Origin of the sequence: Pedobacter miscanthi (genome assembly GCF_003315595.1) — a bacterium.
Lineage (GTDB): Bacteria > Bacteroidota > Bacteroidia > Sphingobacteriales > Sphingobacteriaceae > Pedobacter > Pedobacter miscanthi.
In genome coordinates, this window is sequence record NZ_QNQU01000038.1 from 1 (window position 1) to 18,209 (window position 18,209).

9 protein-coding genes are annotated in these 18,209 nt (G+C 41.1%); all 9 read left to right on the forward strand.

Annotation, left to right across the window (positions count from 1 at the left end):
* Nucleotides 1-151 precede the first annotated feature (151 nt).
* The 9 genes from DRW42_RS26760 (at nt 152) to DRW42_RS26800 (ending at nt 17,923) form a co-directional block, all read left to right on the forward strand.
* Entirely contained in the window at nt 152-1,174 is a 1,023-nt protein-coding gene (locus DRW42_RS26760) for a GntR family transcriptional regulator (RefSeq protein WP_113951926.1), read from the forward strand.
* A gap of 9 nt (nt 1,175-1,183) precedes the next feature.
* A complete protein-coding gene (locus DRW42_RS26765) occupies nt 1,184-2,776 on the forward strand; it encodes a solute:sodium symporter family transporter (protein WP_113951927.1) in 1,593 nt (530 codons plus the stop codon).
* A gap of 389 nt (nt 2,777-3,165) precedes the next feature.
* On the forward strand, nt 3,166-6,441 hold the full coding sequence (locus DRW42_RS26770; RefSeq protein WP_244215376.1) for a SusC/RagA family TonB-linked outer membrane protein: 3,276 nt from the start codon (nt 3,166-3,168) through the stop codon (nt 6,439-6,441).
* A gap of 20 nt (nt 6,442-6,461) precedes the next feature.
* Nucleotides 6,462-8,399 carry a RagB/SusD family nutrient uptake outer membrane protein gene (locus DRW42_RS26775; RefSeq protein ID WP_113951928.1) on the forward strand — a complete coding sequence of 646 codons (1,938 nt, stop codon included), beginning with the start codon at nt 6,462-6,464 and terminating at the stop codon, nt 8,397-8,399.
* A 20-nt stretch (nt 8,400-8,419) separates the two neighbouring features.
* Complete coding sequence (locus DRW42_RS26780) at nt 8,420-9,643, forward strand: DUF4959 domain-containing protein (RefSeq protein ID WP_113951945.1); 1,224 nt, start codon at nt 8,420-8,422, stop codon at nt 9,641-9,643.
* A 118-nt stretch (nt 9,644-9,761) separates the two neighbouring features.
* The gene (locus DRW42_RS26785; RefSeq protein ID WP_113951929.1) at nt 9,762-10,970 is read left to right on the forward strand and encodes a DUF4998 domain-containing protein; all 1,209 of its coding nucleotides are present in this window, start codon (nt 9,762-9,764) and stop codon (nt 10,968-10,970) included.
* A 238-nt stretch (nt 10,971-11,208) separates the two neighbouring features.
* Complete coding sequence (locus tag DRW42_RS26790; RefSeq protein WP_113951930.1) at nt 11,209-13,542, forward strand: glycoside hydrolase family 95 protein; 2,334 nt, start codon at nt 11,209-11,211, stop codon at nt 13,540-13,542.
* A gap of 8 nt (nt 13,543-13,550) precedes the next feature.
* On the forward strand, nt 13,551-15,596 hold the full coding sequence (locus DRW42_RS26795) for an alpha-amylase family protein (RefSeq protein ID WP_208643658.1): 2,046 nt from the start codon (nt 13,551-13,553) through the stop codon (nt 15,594-15,596).
* 116 nt (nt 15,597-15,712) lie between these two features.
* Nucleotides 15,713-17,923: an alpha-galactosidase gene (locus tag DRW42_RS26800; RefSeq protein WP_113951931.1), complete on the forward strand. Its 2,211-nt coding sequence runs from the start codon at nt 15,713-15,715 to the stop codon at nt 17,921-17,923.
* The last annotated feature ends 286 nt before the right edge of the window (nt 17,924-18,209 follow it).

Consider the following 18,209-nt stretch of genomic DNA (forward strand, 5'->3'; position numbering starts at 1 on the left):
AGCTTAAGTTAATAGCATTGGTGGGGACACAGACCACGGAGCAGAGATCGAAATAAAGATCATTCTTAAATTTTTACCGATAATCTCTATTAAATTTATATATTTCGGGCAAATTAACCGCTAGTAAATCGATTAAACCAAATATTGTTGCATGAATAAGGAAAAGCTGTTTAACGAAATCAAAGCGTTGAGCATCATCAATTCTTTCTCGAAACACGAACAGCTTGTACAGGGAATCATCAATGGCCTCAATCATAAACTGATTGCCAAGGGTGATATATTGCCATCCGTAAATGAAATGATGCGCGAAACCGGTTTCGCAAAAGAAACCATTGGTAAAGCCTATAAGGAGCTGATTAACCGGGGGATTTTGGAATCAAAAAACCGCATGGGCTATTTTGTAGCCACCGATGATACCGAACAGCACCTTAAAGTTTGTTTGCTGATTTACGCTTTCGATACCTTTCAGGAAACTTTTTACCAGAATTTCCGCGATCATTTGGGCGATAATATCCAGGTTGATGTATATTTCCACCACAATAATTTCAGTGTTTTCGAATCCATTATCAATAGCAATAAAGGTCAGTATGGGTTATATGTAATAGCCCCGATAGAAAGTAAAGAAGCGAAAGAAGTACTGGAGCAATTGCCGAAAGAAAAACTGCTGATTGTAGACAGGTACGTAAAACTGAAGGGTGATTATTCCTACATCGTTCAGGAGTTCGAAAAGGCATCTTATAATGCTTTTTTACAACTGGCACCGAGGATTAAGGAGTTTTCTGAATTCGTTTTCTTTTTTAAACCCTCATCAGCCGAGCCCAATGAAGTATTGATTTCTTTTAAACGTTTTATAAAGGAGTTTAACATCAAGGGCGTAATCAAAAACAGTTACGAAACCGGGAGTATTGCACCAGATAAGGTTTATTTTACCATACACAACCTCGAGCTTTGGGAAATGCTGAAAGATACCAAAGTAAAAGGCTTAACAGTTGGCAAAGATATTGGTATCCTTTCGCATAACGATGATAACGTTAAAGAGATTATTTTTGACGGGATTACTACTTTCTCTATCGATTTTGCGCACATGGGCCGTCTTGCCGCTGAGTTTGTGCTAAGGCTGAAACCCATTAAACATGTAATGGAAAATCAACTGATCAGAAGAAATTCACTTTAACACCATCGCGTGGGAACCATAGCCATCATCAGTTTTATTTTGTTCACCGTATTGGCCGCGGTGATTTCTTATTTCAAAACAAGGAAATCACAGCGCTCTACCATCACCGGTTTTTTCTTTGCCAACCGCACCAACGGTTTTATCATTATCGGTGCTTCATTGTTTTTCAGCAACATTAGCGCCAACCAGTTTATCGGCGAAAACGAATCAGTTTACATCAATAACATGTCGGTAATTGGCTGGGGGATTTCATCTATCCTCGCCATGATTATTGTTTCAGAGTTTTTTATCCCCATTTATTTTAAGACCGGTATCCGCACTATTCCTGATTTTTTGGAGAAACGTTACGACAAACAGACCAAAACCCTGGTTTCGGTAGTTTTTCTATTCAGTTATATTATCAACCTGTTACCATCGGTGCTTTATGGTGGCGCGGTGGCCTTTAGTAACCTGATTGATCTTTCTGGTTTCCACTTTTCGTATTGGGAAAGCATCTGGATATTTGTATGGATCATGGGGCTAATCGGTTCAGTGTATACCATTTTAGGTGGTTTTAAGGCCATTACCATTTCCGATACCGTATTGAGTGCGGGTATGTTAATCCTGATTATTGCATTACCATACTATGGATTACGCTACTTAGGGCACGGAGATTTCTTCAGCGGACTTTCTACCGTACTTTCTACCAAAAAGGAACACCTAAATGCCATTGGGAGCAGTACCGATGCCGTTCCTTTTTCTACCTTGTTTACCGGTATGCTTATTGTTAACCTTTATTACTGGGGCATGGAGCAGTATATTATCCAGCAGGTACTGGCGGCCAAAAGTTTAGAAGAAGGTCAGAAAGGTATTGCCTTAACCTGTTTTGCCAAATTGCTTTGTCCGCTGCTGATCAATATCCCCGGCTTAATCGCCGTCCACCTTTATCCTGTTTTAACCAATACCAATCAGGTATTTCCACTGCTGATTAAAGATGTGTTGCCGCCGCTTTTAATGGGTTTATCGGCCTGTGTGCTTTTTGGCGCGGCCATTACCACCTTTAACGCCGGATTGAACAGTTCGAGTACCTTGTTTCTCCTCAATTTATACAAACCCTTTATGGAGAAAAAAGGAAAAGTATTATCTGATAAGAGTTTATTGCGGACAGGAAGGTTATTCCAGATTTCGGTATCGCTGTTTGCGATGGTTTTTGCACCTTTTATTATTTTCTCGAAGCATGGCTTTTACGAATACCTGCAAAAAATCAGTGCCATATTTAGTCTGCCCATCTTTACCATCATTTTTATCGGCTTTATAACCAAAAAAATGCCACCCGTTGCTGCTAAAATCGGGATGATTTTCTTTATCTCCTGTTATATCATGAGCGAATGGGTATTTTCTATCCATCTGCATTATCTCCACACTTTAGCCATTATATTTATCATTACAGTTTTATTAATGCTGGGCATCTCGAAACTCTATCCAAATCAGAGCCCTTACCATTTGGTGCTCGATAATAAAATTGCGATTATTCCCTGGCAGAATAGGCACTACTATCATATCATACTGATCTCGCTGATGGCGCTTGTCTTTTTTATTTTCTCTTCATATATACTTGCTTGAGTCTGTAATTCAGCTGCTTATATATTTTTATTCAACACTTGGAATATTAAATATTTTGTTTATAATTGTATCTGAAAATAATAGGATAGGATAGGATAGGATAAATTTTCATTTACTTGTGTTCCAGCATTTTATTTCCTTTCAAAAAAAGGGCATAACAGGTAAGTAAGATGCTAAAGATCCTTTCTCCGAAGCTAGACTGTTGTTTTCGTTAACCAAATAATCCCAAATTATGAGAAATTTTACAACTTATTGTGCAGCAGTGCAAACCCTTCCTTCAATTGTTAAAGGATGGCCGGCAGATTTACAACATCCTGAAAAAGGTTAATCTCTGTCGATCTACATCTATCTACAATTTTTTAATTCATCATTTAAAAGCTTATTAGCAAATGAAGCAATTATTTTTGTTTTGTGGGCACCTTTCGGTGTCTGGCAGGCTAAAAAATGCACTGGTATTGACAGGTTCGATGCTTGTATTTTTCCTGATTTTTATGCCTGTAAAAGGTTATTCCCAGGCGGGGAAGAAAACCATTACGGGTAAGGTTACCGATACGGCAGGGGTTGCCATTCCCGGAGTTGTTGTTGCCACCGTTAGCGGTAATAAGGCTGGCACCCAAACAGATAATAATGGAAGGTTTATCCTTGATGTTGATCCCGGTGTTCAACTGCGTTTCTCATTTATAGGTTACGTAGAAAAAAGGATTACCATTACCGCAAACACCACTGTACTTAATGTTAAACTTGCAGAAGATGCAGTGCAGGCCGAAGAGGTTGTGATTACAGCCTTAGGACAAAAACAACGAAAGGAAGCCATTGTTGGTGCAGTAACATCTGTACGGCCCGGAGATTTAAAAGTGCCTGCCAGTAACCTTACAACGGCATTTGCCGGTAAGGTAGCCGGTATTATTGCATTTCAGCCAAGTGGGCAGCCGGGGCAAGACAATGCAAACTTCTTTATCCGTGGGGTAACTACATTCGGTTATAGAAGAGATCCTTTGATATTGATCGATAACGTAGAAATGACCTCCACTGATCTTGCCCGCCTGCAGGTGGATGACATCGAAAGTTTTTCTGTTTTAAAAGATGCAAGTGCAACAGCACTATATGGCGCCAGGGGCGGAAACGGGGTAATCCTGGTTAAAACTAAAGAAGGAAAAATAGGTAAAGCGCAGATTAGTGTGCGCATGGAAGGATCAACATCCTCGCCAATCAGCCCGTTGCAGATTGCCGATCCGGTTACCTATATGAAATTGTATAATGAAGCCCTGAGTACAAGAAATTCGCCAGGAGCACCATATACGCCAAATAAAATATTAAATACACAGGCTACAATGAACGGTGCACCCGGTAGCAACCCTTATGTTTACCCTGCTGTAAACTGGATGGACATGTTGTTCAAAAAGAATACTTCTACACAAAGGGCCAACCTTAATATTTCTGGTGGCGGGGGCGTAGCGAGGTATTATGTGGCGGGATCTTATTCAAATGATAATGGAATATTGAAAACCGATATCAGGAACAACAATAATAATAACGTCCGCTTTAAAAATTATCAGTTACGTTCGAACGTAAACATTGATCTTACACGCACCACCGAACTGATTGTACGTTTATCGGGTAACTTTAATGAGTATGTAGGTCCGATGACGAACGATCCGTCGTTTGCAACCGATTTATACAACATTGCTACCCACACAAGTCCGGTTGATTTTCCGGCATATTACGAACCCGACAAAGCCAATGCACGTGTTCAGCACATTCTTTTTGGTAATAATACCGATGCGGTTGTACTGCCCGATGGAAGCACACCACCAACTTCTTCAACAGATGTAAAAAACATCAACCCTTATGCTGCATTGCTTAGGGGAAACAGGAGGTTTTCTGAATCGAGGATGCTTGCCCAGCTTGAGGTAAATCAAAAGCTTGATTTTCTGACGAAAGGTTTAAATTTTAAAGGAATCTTTAGTACAAACAGATACGCCAGGTTTGAATCAGAGCTTGCCTATGCACCTTATTTTTATAATGTACAGTCGTACGACAAAGCATCTAACCAATATACCTTAAACTGGATCAACAATAAACCCGACCAGGCCAGGGAATATTTAAACTACTACGCAGGAGCAAGTACGCTTAATACCTTCTTGTATTTGCAAGGGGTATTAGATTATTCGGTTGATATCAACAAGGACCATAACGTAAGTGCCGCATTAATCGGTACGCAGCAGCAATTGCTCAATGCAAATGCCAATACCTTGTTTAATTCCCTGCCATTCCGGAATCTCGGTTTATCGGGTCGTGCAACTTATGCTTACAAGAGCAAATATTTCATGGAATTCAACTTTGGTTACAACGGATCGGAACGTTTCTCAGAAAATCACCGTTTTGGTTTCTTCCCAACTGTTGGTGCCTCGTGGATCGTATCCGGAGAAAAATTCTATGGAAACCTTTCCAATGTGATCGACCGGATGAAAATCAGGGGTAGCTATGGTTTGGTTGGTAATGATGCAATCAGCGACAGAAGGTTTTTTTACTTATCTGATGTTAACCTGAACGGCGGAAATCCGGCTTCATTCGGAACCAATCTTGGATACTCTCATAACGGCGTAACCATCAATAATTATGAAAACAGGGATGTAACCTGGGAAGTGTCGAGGCAGATCAACTTGGGATTGGAATTAACGTTTCTTAAAAACATAAGATTTACCACTGAGGTTTACAAAAACTTTAAATCAGATATTCTGCAGGATAGAAAAGATATTCCAAGTACTATGGGACTGGAATCGCAGATATCAGCCAATATTGGTAAGGTAGAATCACAAGGTATTGAGTTCTCGATGGATGGGAAACACAATTTCAGCAACGACTTATGGGTATCCGGACTTGCCAACTTTACCCTGGCCAAAAACAAATATACACAATATGAAGAGCCTGATTTTGCAGATAAATACCGTTTGCATGATGGTGTAGCATTGAACAGAAATTTTGGATACATCGCAGAACGTTTATTTGTTGATGATAGCGAAGCCAGAAATTCGCCTAAACAGATATTTAGCACCAATGGTATTGCACCAATGGGCGGCGATATTAAATACCGCGATTTAAATAATGATGGTGTAATTGATAGCAAAGATCAAACCTGGTTTGGAAACCCAACCGTACCAACCATTGTATACGGATTCGGGGTCTCAACCGGTTTCAAAAACTTCGATCTTAATATGTTTTTCCAGGGGCAGGCAGGTGTATCATTTGTAATCGACCCGGCCAGAACGAGTCCTTTTATCAAAAGCCCTGATTCCTGGTTGCCTGGTAACACGCAGGTGATCCAGCAATATGCAGACGACCATTGGTCGGAAGATAACCAGAACCTGTATGCTTTGTACCCACGTCTTGGTATAAACGGTGCGGTAATCGAAAACAACCGCCAAAATAGCTCCTGGTGGTTACGTGATGGTAGTTTTTTAAGGATGAAATCGCTTGAAGTAGGGTACACCTTACCCCGAAAGCTGGCAGAAAAGATTAAACTTAGAAATCTGAGGGTTTATTTCAGTGGGCTGAATCTGGTAACCTGGAGTCCGTTTAAAATGTGGGATCCGGAAATAGGTGGCAATGGATTTTCTTACCCATTGCAGAAAGTGTACAACCTCGGCGTAAATGTTAGTTTATAGTTAAAAGCAAAAATTAGGGTATGAAGTCATTATATTCAAAAATTTTATTCGCTGTTGTTATGGCATTGTCCATGGCATCATGCAAAAAGTACCTGAACGTTACGCCTGACAACGTAGGTACAATAGATTATGCCTTTAGAAACCGTAATGAGGCAGAAAATTACCTGTTTACCTGTTACAGTACATTGCAGCGTTTGCAGGAACCATGGATGGATGGAGGCTTCTCCAGCTCGGGGGAGATTGTTTTTCCAGGTGAAAATGAATTAAACGATAAGCAGGGAATTAATTCTGTTGGTTTTAATATGATGAGGGGTACGCAAACCAGCAGCAACCCGGGGTTAAACTACTGGGATGGAAATGAAGGCGGACAGGCAATGTTTAATGCCATCAGACGCTGTAATACCATGCTCGAAAATATCGACAAACCCATCGATCTTGGCGATACAGAAAAAAGAAGATGGATTGCTGAAGTGAAATTCCTGAAAGCTTATTATCACTTTTACCTGTTCAGGATGTACGGACCTATTCCGATCACTGATGTTAACCTGCCGATAAGCAGTTCAATTGAGGAAACAAGGTTAAAAAGAAAACCTGTGGATTCGGTTGTAAACTATATGGTTAAATTATTAGATGAGGCCACTCCTGATTTACCAACCCAGATTCAAAACCAAACACAGGAGCTGGGACGAATTACCGCACTGATTTCACGTTCTGTTAAAGCTCAGATTTTAGTGGCTGCGGCAAGTCCGCTATTTAATGGAAATTCCGATTACGCCGGATTACGTAATAAAGACGGACAACAACTGTTCAGTCAGCAAAAAGATCAGCAGAAATGGGACCGTGCTGCACAAGCCTGTGATGAAGCATTAAAGGCATGTTTGGCCGCCGGATTGGGGTTGCACACCTTTATTCCTACAGCAAATATGCCCGCTAACCTGCCACAGGAACTGATCAATGTACTGTCGTTTCAAACCGCAATTACCGATAAATGGGAGCAGAACACCGAATTGATATGGGGTATGGCGCCACTTTTCGGTTTTGGTAAACAGGAGAGATGTATCCCGCGCCTTAACGCTGCCGCTGCCCTGAATATAGGTAGTGCCCAGGGTTTCTTTGCTGTTCCCATTGCTGAACAGGAGTTGTTTTATACGAATAACGGACTACCGATAGACGAAGACAAAACCTGGGATTACAGGAACCGCTACACTTTACAAACCGCCGGAACGGCAGATCAGTATTATGTGCACAATGGTTATGAAACAGTAAAAGCGCATTTCAAACGCGAACCAAGGTTTTATGCATCTATTGCATTTGATGGCGGTGTTTGGTATGGTAACGGTCAGCTGGGCGATCCGGCAAATGCAAACTATGTTCAGGCGCGTGGTACTACCAGTTTTGCGGGTCCGAAAGATGGAAGCCACACCAACATTTCAGGTTATTGGCCAAAAAAACTGGTTAATTATTTAACGGTTTATAACGATCGTTTGTCTTACGAAGATTTCCATTTTCCTTTAATGAGGCTCTCAGATCTTTATTTGTTATATGCGGAAGCTTTGAATGAACAGGGGAAAAACTATTCGGAGGTGCTACCTTATATAGATGAGGTAAGAAAAAGAGCAAAAATCCCCGCAATTGCCGATGCATGGACGGCTACGCTTTCTACAAATCCGATGAAATACACTACACAGGCAGGCCTTCGCCAGATCATCCATCAGGAAAGAAGGATTGAACTTGCTTTTGAATGTATGCCGGGCTGGGATTTGCGTCGCTGGAAAGAGTTACAAACCGTAATGGCCAAACCTATGCAGGGCTGGAGCATTTTCGACGATCAGGCAGTAAACTACTATCGCCCGCGTAATCTTTTTGTACCGATATTTAGTACAAAAGATTATTTATGGCCTATCAAGTCAGATAACCTGGCGGTAAACCCCAATTTAGTTCAAAATCCATTTTGGTAATATTTAAAGAAGAGCTGATCATGAACATCAAAAAATATAGTTTTCCTTGTCTCATTATGCTGATGATTATCGGCGCAGTGGCATGCAAGAAAAATAACGGTTTTAATGCTGTTATTTCTGAAGACACCAGCAAACCGCTGCCTGTAAGCAATATTAAGGTCGATAATTTTAACGGGGGAGCGAACATCACCTATAACCTTCCCAATTCACAGAATATTCTTTACGTGCTAGCCAAGTATAAGATAAATGATAACACAGACCGGGAAACCAAATCATCCTACTATCAGGATACAGTAGTTGTTGAAGGATTTGCAAAAGCGAAACCTTATCAGGTAACACTTTATACTGTTTCGAGAGCAAATGTAATGTCTGATCCTGTTACCGTTACGGTTAATCCCTTAACTCCTGTTTATTCGGTTGTACGCCCGTCGGTAAACCTTACCGCAGATTTTAGCGGGGTGAATATCACGGCCGAGAACCCTCTTAAAAAACAGATTGGCATAGTTGTACTGAGTTATAATAACAATACCAAATCCCTGGAAATCGAGGATCAGCGTTTTACCAAAGACCCAATAATCAATTATTCGGTTACCGGTTTTTCATCAACGCAACGCCAGTTTGGCGTGTATGTGACCGACAGATGGGGCAATATTTCAGACACACTTCAGAAAGCATTAGTTCCGCTGGCCGAAGAAGCCGTTGATAAATCAAAATTTAGCGTTTTAAACCTAAATACGGACAGCCCGATTGATTTTGGCTGGACATTACCATATTTATGGGATGGAAAGCAGGACGGAAACGGCTGGCATACGCGTTACGGTGTAGCGCTTCCTTATTCCTGCAGCTTTGGTATCGGGAAAACCTATAAGTTAAGTCGTTTTGTACTTTATGAAAGAACAGGAGACCAATACACCTACAAATTCGCCAATCCAAAAGTATTTGCTCTTTGGGGAACAAATTCTTCTACACCCACCGACGTTCAGCTTCCTGTAACGGCGGCAGAAGGTACTGTTATCGGCAATTGGATAAATCTGGGTAATTTCCGCTTTCCTGATCCGCCATCAGGTAGCCTTCCTACCGCAATCAATTCATCGGATAACGATTTTGTTAAAAACGGCGTAAGTTTTAAAATGCCATCGGCAGCCCCGGCTGTTAAGTACCTCCGTATTGCCGTATCAACGGTATGGGGTAACGAAGCAGCGGCCCACCTCATGGAATTTACACCTTATGGAACGCCACAATAATATTTATTAACCGAATCTGATTCAAATAAAAAGATGAAATCATCATAGTTTTTCCTCATTCAAACAGAGAAATGATAGAATATGATGATTTCATCACCATAAAAAATAATTATATACGATGAAAAATCTTATAATTTTCGCAGGCCTTTTTACACTGGCTATGACGATGGGTTGTAAAAAACAACAAACAGATTTCAGGGACTTATTTAACGGACACGAAATTATTTATACCGGCAGCCCTAAAGAAGTGCTGAGCAGGCCCGGAAATCTTCGTGCACAGTTAAAATGGAAATCAAGTTCCGACCCGAGTATTGTAAAATATGTGATTTACTATAACAATAAGGCAGATTCTCAGGTGGTGGCGATTAATAATAAAACAGATAGTGTATTTGCAGATATTGCCAATTTACAGGAATTTGTTTACGCCTTTACCATTTACTCTTATGATAAAAATGGAAACAGGTCGATCCCAAAAGAAATTAACAATGTAAAAGTGTATGGGCCAACTTACAAAAATGGATTATTAAATAGGGCCTATAATGCTACGGAGCCTTATGTTGTTAATGCCGACGGATCTGTTAAACTTAATTTTAACGTACCCGATACCATTAATACAGGTACGCTCATCAAATATACCAATGCATCGGGAAATGCAGCAGAACTAACACTTTTAGCTAAAGATAATTCTGTTGTGCTGCCCAGTTATAAAGCGGGTACCGAAATACAATATCTTTCTTCATATATCCCGCAAAGAAATTCGTTGGATGTTTTTGCTGTGAGCGCCTATTCTGTTTTCCCGCAGGTTTACAAATATATACTTTGCGACCGCTCACTTTTTGCCGAAGTGCATTTGCCGGGCGATGCCCCTACATACGAATCGGGTACCAGCATCAGCAAATTGTGGGATGGAAGTGTTGGCCCCCAGGGTTATCCTAATATTTTCCACAGTGGCGGCAACAGTGGGATGCCGCACGTAATTACTTTCGACTTAGGTAAAGTTTACACCAATTTATCACGGATAGAAGAAACCGGGCGCGATTGCTGTAACAATCCTGATCGTTTTGAAGTTTGGGGAATCGCAGATTTAACCAATGCAACCACCAATTTATCAGCCAGCGATAACGGATGGCCTGCTGAAGCCACCAGTAAGGGCTGGACGCTCTTAAAAGATGTAACCAGAACTGACGATGGTAAAAATGCAATAACGGCCGAACTGGATAACGGTGGCAAACCGATTCGTTATATTCGCATCAGGATTAAACATGTAACCACCGGAGATGGCAATTATAGTAATATGAGCGAAATCAGGTTCTGGAATAAAGAGTAATCTTTTTAAACGAACCGTCATTTCGACTAGAGCATTTCAATACAATGGTCGTCATTGCGAGAAGGCTTTTTCAGCCGACGAAGCAATCTATCTTGCAGTAATCACAAGCAGAAAAGATTGCTTCGTCGTACCTCCTCGCAATGACGAGTTTTCTATTGAAGTATGGTTATGGTAGCGAATAAATATTCTGGACTTTGCTTCGGTCGAGATGATTAATAAAAACACACACAAATGAAATATGTATAAAAAGCAACTGATCATTCTTACACTATGCTCGTTTTTTATCGGGAAAAATGTTTTTGCCCAGCAAAAGCCTTTGGTGCTCTGGTACGATAAACCTGCCCAAATCTGGGAAGAAACCCTCCCTTTGGGCAATGGTAAACTCGGCATGACACCAGATGGAGGTATTGCTAAAGAAAATATCGTGCTGAATGATATTACCTTATGGAGCGGCGGAAAACAGGATGCTAATAATTACGATGCTTATAAAAGCCTGCCGAAAATCAGGCAGCTGATATTGGAGGGCAAAAATGATGAAGCCCAGGAACTCGTAAACCGCGATTTTGTTTGCAAAGGACAGGGCTCGGGAGGGGCAACATGGGGTAAGTACCAAACTCTTGGAAACTTACAACTCGATTATGAATATCCCGGTGTTAAAGAAGTAAAGCCAGCAGTTTATAAAAGAACCCTATCGCTGGATAAAGCGGTGGCCACAACCGAATTTACGCTCAACGGCGTGAGATATAAAAGGGAATATTTCTGCAGTTTTGATGATGATGTAGATGTCATCCGCATTACTGCCGATCAGCCTAAAAAACTGAACTGCAACATTTCCATCAGCCGGCCTGAAAAGGCAACTCTGGCCACCCAGGGTAACGACCTGTTGATGTTCGGTCAGCTGGATAACGGAACCGATGGAAAAGGCATGAAGTACATGAGTCGTGTAAGCACCAAAATAAAGGATGGTTCGGTTAGCACAGATGGCAATATCCTTAAAATAAAAGATGCGACTGAAATCATTGTTTATGTTGCTGCCGAAACCGATTTTAAACATGCCGATTTCGAAGCAAGGGTAAAAAATGTGCTTCAGGAAGCAAAAAATAAAGTTTATGCAGAAGAACTGGCCAAACACAGCGCAAACTTTGGCAAACTGTTTAACCGTTTAAAAATCAATCTGGGCGAAGGCGAATCAGCTAAACTGCCAACTGATGTAAGGCTCGATCATTTCTATAAAGATTACAAAAACGATGTTTCGTTAAGTGCATTATTCTTCCAGTTTGGGCGCTATTTAAGCATTAGCAGTACAAGGGTGGGATTATTACCGCCAAACCTTCAGGGCTTGTGGGCAAAAGAGATCAATACCCCCTGGAACGGCGATTACCACCTGGATGTTAATGTACAGATGAACCATTTTGCCATTGAGCCGGCCAATTTATCCGAACTGAACCTTCCTTTGGCAGAACTGGTGAGGAATTTAACCACGCATGGTGCCAAAACGGCCAAAGCCTATTACAATGCCGATGGCTGGATTGCACATGTGATTACCAATGTCTGGGGTTTTACCGAACCAGGCGAAAGTGCCTCATGGGGTGCCTCAAATGCCGGTTCGGGCTGGTTATGCAGCAACCTTTGGGATCACTTTGCTTATAGCCGCGATTTAAAATACCTGAAAAGTATTTACCCAATCTTAAAGGGATCGGCTGCATTTTATCAGAGTGCTTTGGTCGAAGACCCGAAAACAGGCTGGCTGGTTACTTCTCCGTCGGTATCGCCAGAGAATACTTTTTACCTGCCTAACGGAAAAACCGCAAGTATTTCGATGGGGCCAACCATTGATAGCCAGATTGTAAGAGAACTTTTCAATAACGTAATCACCGCGGCCAAACTGCTTAAAGTTGATGCTGCTTTTAGTGCTTCTTTACAGGAAAAACTAAAATCAATCCCACCGGTAGGCGTAATCAGTAAAGACGGGCGCATACAGGAATGGCTGGAAGATTATAAAGAAACCGATCCACAGCACCGCCACATTTCGCATTTATACGGCGTTTATCCGGCAGGTTTAATTACACCAGTTTCAACACCTGCGCTGGCCGAAGCCGCTAAAAAAACACTCGAAGTACGGGGCGATGACGGGCCAAGTTGGTCTATCTCGTATAAACAGATATTTTGGGCAAGGTTACAGGACGGAAACCGGGCATTTAAACTCTTCAGGGAGATTTTAAAACCTACTTTGCGTACCGATATCAACTATGGTGCAGGCGGAGGTGTTTATCCGAATATGTTATCAGCGGGACCACCGTTCCAGATTGATGGTAACTTTGGTGCCACCGCAGCCATTGCCGAAATGCTGATCCAGAGTCACGATGGTTTTATAGAACTGCTGCCAGCCATTCCGGATGCCTGGAAAGCCTTTGGCGAAATTAAAGGGCTAAAAGCAAGGGGCAATTTTACAGTTGATATGAACTGGAAGGATGGTAAAATTACGGCCTATAAAATCGCTTCGGCAACGCCACAAAAGGTAAAAGTTAAAATAAACGGAAAACTAAGCACTATCACTTCGGTCAAACTTTAGCACAATACATGATTTTTAAATTTTTATACAAACATCGGGCACTGTTAATCTTATTGGTGCTGTTCTTTGCTGGCAAATCGGCTTCGGCAATCATCATCAATTATGGTAAAAGCGGAAAAATAGATTACAACCTTAAAACCGGCACCTTTAATGTTTCGGAGGGAGCGGCTCAACTCTTGTTAAATGGTTTCTCGCAGGCCGAATATCAGAAAAAGCTGTTCAGTTCCAAAGATTATAAACAAATCACTTATAGTAAAACAGCTGTTCATGATGCTTTTGGTAATGGTTTTAAGCACATTTTTCTGTTAAAACAGGCTGGTTTGCCGGTGATGCAACAGGTGTTTTATACCTATAGTGATAAAGATTATTTTATGATCGGAATTACCCTTCAAGGTGCTAATTTATCCATCAACCATATTGTTCCTATAAAGGGAAACCTGATTGATCAACAGCCTTCAGCTACTCCCACAAGTTTGTTCGTACCATTCGATAACGATACTTTCATTTCTTACAACACAGTGCCTTTAAAGGCCAATGTAAGCAACCCCAGTGCTGAGGTAGGCGCTTTATACCACGATCAATCGCGGAAAGGTTTTGTAATGGGTTCTATCGAACACAGCAACTGGAAAACAGGTGTAATCACTGCAATGGACAACGACAAAAAGATCAACTTACAGGTCATTTGTGGTTATACGGAAGAAAGCATTACCCGCGATAAAATTCCGCATGGTTATTTAAGTGGCAATTCGGTGAGTTCGGCAAAAGTATTTTTCGGTGCTTTTAACGACTGGCGTGTAGGAATGGAAACTTATGCCAAACTTAACCGGATTTCGGAGCCACCCATCGTTTTTAAGTGGGATAAGGCAACACTCGTAGGCTGGAACAGCTGGGGTGCCATGCAGGAGAAAATCACCCTCGAAAAAGCCAACCAGGTAAGCGATTTTTTTGCCGATAACTTAAAAAGTTTCAGGAGCGGGGGTGTTGCTTATATCGATCTCGATTCGTACTGGGATAACCTGTTAAAAGGAGGTTTAACCGGCGATTACTCTAAATTAAAAGCCTTTGCTGATCATGCAAAATTAAAAGGATTAAAACCGGGCATTTACTGGGCACCGTTTGTTGACTGGGGTTTTGCAGGCGGTGGCAACCGCAAAGCCGAAGGAACCAATTATACTTTTGGTGAGATGTGGACAAAAGTTGGTGCTGGTTATCATGATATTGATGGTGCAAGGGCATTGGATCCAACGCATCCGGGTACACAGCAACGCATTGCAACAGTAATCAATAAGTTTAAAGAATGTGGTTTCGAAATGATCAAAATCGACTTTTTAGGTCATGCAGCCATAGAATCCGATCATTTTTTCGATCCTAAAATTACTACAGGTATGCAGGCCTATAAAACCGGAATGGAGTTTTTATTGAAACAGCTCGATGGTAAAATGCTGGTTTATGCCGCCATCTCACCAAACCTGGCTTCGGGCAGGTATGTGCATGTACGCCGGATCGCCTGCGATGCTTTTAAATCAATAAAAGATACCGAATATACTTTAAACAGTGTGAGTAATGGCTGGTGGCAAACTTACCTTTACGATTATATCGATGCCGACCATGTGGTATTTTCTGATCAATCAGACGGCGAAAATACTGCAAGGTTTTTATCGGCCATTGTAACGGGCACCTGCATCACCGGCGATGATTTTTCGCGCCAGGGTAAATGGACAGGCACCGCACAACGTTTATTAAACAACACTGGAATCCTGAAAATTCTGGAAAATGGAAAGGCATTTGTTCCGGTAGAAGGCGATAGGGGTAAATCAGCCTCGCAACTTTTTGTTAAACAGGTAGGCAATGTAAAATATCTGGCGGTATTTAATTATAGCGATACAGAGCAGCACTATAATCTCGATTTTGCACGCCTGGGCCTGGAGAAAGATAAAAAATATGGCTGTGAAAATCTCATCGATCAAACCAAAACCATGTTAAAAGATAACCAGATACTTAAATTATCCGCAAAAGATGCGCAGATTTTTAAGTTAACCTCAGAGCAAAAATAGATATTCATTCATTCATTCCTTCATTCACTCAATCAATAATTCCCTCATTCAATCACTGAACAATTCAATCCACCTCTATCTATAAAAAACATTAGCGATTACTATTGAAAACACAAATGAACAGATCAGATCAATTTACAGGTTACATCAGGCATGGTGCATTGGCCGTAGCCCTTTCCCTTTTTGCCATAACCCAGCTTAGTGCCCAAACCCTAATCCCTATCGAAACCGCTCATAATGCGCTGGTTTTACAGGCCGATGCGAAAAAAGATGTAAACACCATATTTTTTGGAAAAAAACTTGCCGATAAACAGGAATATGCGCAGGTTAACGGTCAGTATAAACAAACGGAAGATTATACCGGACAGTTAAATTCGGGCTATACGCCATCAGGATCAAGAAACCTGGTTGAACCGGCCATTAGTGTTACGCACGCAGATGGCAATAATTCGCTTGATCTTAAATATGTTGATCACACGGTTACCAAAGTTGATGATAATGTAAGCCTGCTCAAAATCAGGTTAAAAGATCCGGTTTACAATTTCGAAGTCACGTTGTTTTATAAATCATTTTACAAACAGGATGTAATAGAACAGTGGACGGAAATTAAACACAGCGAAAAAGGTACAGTTACCTTAAATAAATATGCTTCGGCAAACCTGCATCTAAAATCGCCACATTTTTGGCTTAACCAGTACCATGGCGACTGGGCTAAAGAAATGCAGCCCGAGCAAAGTGAAATTACCCACGGTATTAAAACTATAGATAGCAAACTGGGCACAAGGGCCAACCTTTTTCAACCCTCGGTTTTTATGATATCCATGGATAAACCAGCGGAAGAGAACGAAGGAAATGTTTTGTACGGTGCGTTGGAGTGGAGTGGTAATTTTAAGATCGACCTGGAGCTTGATTATCAGAATAACCTGCGCATCATTGCCGGGATGAACAATTATGCTTCACCTTACAGCTTAAAACCGGGCGAAGTTTTTGCAACTCCTGCGTTTTTATATACTTTTTCTGATCAGGGAAAAGGCGATGCGAGCAGAAAATTGCAGAACTGGGCACGTAATTATAAAATTTTGGATGGTAAAGGCAGTCGTTTAACCCTTTTGAACAACTGGGAAGCCACTTATTTCGACTTCAACGAGCAAAAACTGGCCGAATTATTAAAAGATACCAAAAAACTGGGTGTCGATTTCTTTTTGCTGGATGATGGCTGGTTCGGAAATAAGTATCCACGAAATGATGATCATGCAGCACTGGGCGACTGGCAGGAAAATAAAAAGAAACTGCCCAATGGCATCGCTTCGCTGGTAAAGGAAGCCGATAAAGTTGGAACGAGATTCGGAATCTGGATTGAACCCGAAATGGTGAGCCCGAAAAGTGAACTGTACGAAAAACATCCTGACTGGGTGGTGAAACAACCAAACCGCCCGGAATATTATTTCAGGAACCAGCTGGAACTTGATCTTTCAAATCCTAAAGTTCAGGATTTTGTTTTTGGAGTGGTAGACGATTTGTTTACCAAAAACCCGAAACTGGCCTACATTAAATGGGATTGTAATGCCGTAATTTATAATGCTTATTCGGCACATCAGAAAAATCAGTCGCACTTTTACATCGATTATGTAAAAGGTTTGTACAGTGTGCTGCAACGCATTCGTGCCAAATACCCAACTGTACCCATGATGTTATGCTCCGGCGGTGGTGGCAGGGTAGATTATGCGGCCTTACAATATTTTACAGAGTTTTGGCCAAGTGATAATACTGATCCGCTCGAAAGGATATTTATGCAGTGGGAATATTCTTACTTCTATCCGGCCATCAGCAGTTCTAACCACGTAACCGATTGGGGCAAACAACCTATAAAATTCCGTACCGATGTAGCCATGATGGGCAAACTGGGTTTTGATATTGTGGTAAGTAAACTGCCCGAAAAAGAACTTCAGTTCTGCCAGGATGCGATCAAAAATTATAATGAAGTAAAAGGGATTATCTGGCAGGGCGAGCAATATCGTTTAGCCGATCCGCGTACAGGTAGTGTAGCCTCGATGTTGTATGTAAACGAGCAGAAAACAGAAGGTGTAATTTTTAATTACTTGGTAAATTACCGTTACGGAGAGGGCAGCAAATATCCTGTTAAATTAAATGGACTGGATGCAGTAAAGAAATACAGGATCAAAGAGATTAACCTGTTCCCGGGCACAAAATCGCCGATCGATAGCAGCAAGACCTATACAGGAGATTTTTTAATGAAGGTAGGTTTCAACCCGGTTTTAACTATCGATAGAACCAGTGTTGTACTGAAATTTGAGGAGCTAAAGTAAATAAAATTTGTTCCCACTCGCAAAACTTTATAAAAACTAAACTTTGACAATCTTATGGGCATAATACCAAAAGATTGTCAAAGTGACTTCACGAACCACTTGCAAAACTTTATAAAATCTAAACTTTGACAATCTTATGGGCATAATACTAAAAGATTGTCAAAGTGACTTCACGAACCACTTGCAAAACTTTATAAAATCTAAACTTTGACAATCTTATGGGCATAATACTAAAAGATTGTCAAAGTGACTTCACGAACCACTTGCAAAACTTTATAAAATCTAA

What these genes read in the sequence shown, in the direction of transcription:
- DRW42_RS26760 (WP_113951926.1), top strand. Translation starts at nt 152, where the DNA reads ATGAATAAGGAAAAGCTGTTTAACGAAATCAAAGCGTTGAGCATCATC.
- DRW42_RS26770 (WP_244215376.1), top strand. Translation starts at nt 3,166, where the DNA reads ATGAAGCAATTATTTTTGTTTTGTGGGCACCTTTCGGTGTCTGGCAGG.
- DRW42_RS26775 (WP_113951928.1), top strand. Translation starts at nt 6,462, where the DNA reads ATGAAGTCATTATATTCAAAAATTTTATTCGCTGTTGTTATGGCATTG.
- DRW42_RS26780 (WP_113951945.1), top strand. Translation starts at nt 8,420, where the DNA reads ATGAACATCAAAAAATATAGTTTTCCTTGTCTCATTATGCTGATGATT.
- DRW42_RS26785 (WP_113951929.1), top strand. Translation starts at nt 9,762, where the DNA reads ATGAAAAATCTTATAATTTTCGCAGGCCTTTTTACACTGGCTATGACG.
- DRW42_RS26790 (WP_113951930.1), top strand. Translation starts at nt 11,209, where the DNA reads ATGTATAAAAAGCAACTGATCATTCTTACACTATGCTCGTTTTTTATC.
- DRW42_RS26795 (WP_208643658.1), top strand. Translation starts at nt 13,551, where the DNA reads ATGATTTTTAAATTTTTATACAAACATCGGGCACTGTTAATCTTATTG.
- DRW42_RS26800 (WP_113951931.1), top strand. Translation starts at nt 15,713, where the DNA reads ATGAACAGATCAGATCAATTTACAGGTTACATCAGGCATGGTGCATTG.